Source organism: Kitasatospora sp. NPDC007106 (genome assembly GCF_040634455.1).
GTDB classification, from domain to species: Bacteria; Actinomycetota; Actinomycetes; order Streptomycetales; family Streptomycetaceae; genus Kitasatospora; species Kitasatospora arboriphila.
Window position 1 is genome coordinate 1 of the sequence record NZ_JBEYFP010001287.1, and the last position, 1295, is coordinate 1295.

The window sequence follows — 1295 nt, forward strand, 5'->3', positions numbered from 1 at the left end:
CGCCGCCCGGGCGGCGGCAGGCCGCCCGGCGGTGCTCCGGGTGGGATTCGAGAGCGGCACCATCCACCTGGTGGGGCTGGCCACGGTGGAGGCCTTCGCCCGGCGGATGCCCGGCTGGCAGGTGCGGCTGCGGCAGTTCAACGGCTTCGACTCCGGGGCGGCCCTGGACGCCGGCGAGATCGACCTGGCGCTGTGGCACGCCCCGCCCGAGGAGGGCGGGGAGGGCGGGGCGACCGCGGACGGCCGGTACGGCTGTGCGCCGCTCGGCCTGGACGAGCGCTGGGTGGTGCTGCCGGCCGGGCACCGGCTGGCCGGCCGCGGCGAGTTGGCGATGGCGGACCTGCTGGACGAGGCCGTGGTCTCGGTGCCGGCGGCGGCGGGCTTCTGGCGGGACCACTGGGTGGGCGCGGACGCCCGCGGCGGACGGCCGGTGCGGGTCGGCGCGGTGGTGCACAGCCCGGACGAGTGGCTGGCGGCGGTGGCCTGCGGGCAGGGCATCGGTTTCGCCCCGGCCTCGCTCGGCGCCCTGGCGGGCCGCCCCGACGTGGTGTTCCGGCCGGTGCGCGGGCTCGGGCCGAGCCGGGCCGGTCTCTACTGGCCGGCGGGCCGGCCGCCGACGCCGGCCGCGGAGGCCTTCGTGCGCAGCTGCCGGGAGACGGTGGCGGTGGGCGGCCGGGTGCGGCCGCCCACGGGCGCGGTGGATCAGACGGCGTCGAACGGGGCCGGGTAGCGGCACAGGCCCCGCGGCGAGCCGTCGTAGCCGGGCAGCGGCAGGACGAGGAAGCAGTCGTCCTGGACGTCGTAGGGCCCGGTGACCTCGTGGCGGGAGGCCGGGATGAATCCGAAGCGGGAGTAGTAGCCGGGGTCGCCGAGGACGACGACCAGGCGCTCGCCGGCGTCCTCGGCGGCGGTCAGCGCGGCGCGCACGACCTGTGCGCCGATGCCCTTGCGCTGCCACTCGGGGGCGACGGCGACCGGGGCGAGCGCGACGGCCCAGCCGTCGCCGACCTGAAGGCGTGTCAGCAGGGCGTGGGCCAGGACGAGTTCGTCCTCGACGGCGACCACCGAGAGGTCGGGCAGCCAGGCCGGGTCGCGGCGCAGCGCGTCGACGAGGTCGGCCTCGTCGGGGCCCGGAAACGCCGCCATGTGCACCCGCCGGGTGGCGGGAGCATCCGACGGGAGCTCGACTCTGGTACGGACGGCCATGTGGTGCACTCCTCTGTCGTCGCACGCCGTTGTGGACCGGCCCCGGGGGGGGGGGGGGGCCCAACCGGGGGGGGGGCGGGGGTGCGGCC

The 1295-nt window shown here is 78.4% G+C and carries 2 protein-coding genes; one reads left to right on the plus strand and one right to left on the minus strand.

Translation table 11 applies throughout. The features are described from left to right. Positions 1–730 (plus strand): substrate-binding domain-containing protein (locus tag ABZ641_RS37905; RefSeq protein ID WP_359989165.1); only part of this gene is annotated, 730 nt, incomplete at its 5' end. Here the strand turns inward: ABZ641_RS37905 and ABZ641_RS37910 are convergent. After that, positions 703–1206 carry an N-acetyltransferase gene (locus ABZ641_RS37910; protein WP_344624188.1) on the minus strand — a complete coding sequence of 168 codons (504 nt, stop codon included), beginning with the start codon at positions 1204–1206 and terminating at the stop codon, positions 703–705. The genes ABZ641_RS37905 and ABZ641_RS37910 overlap by 28 nt on opposite strands. Positions 1207–1295 lie beyond the last annotated feature (89 nt).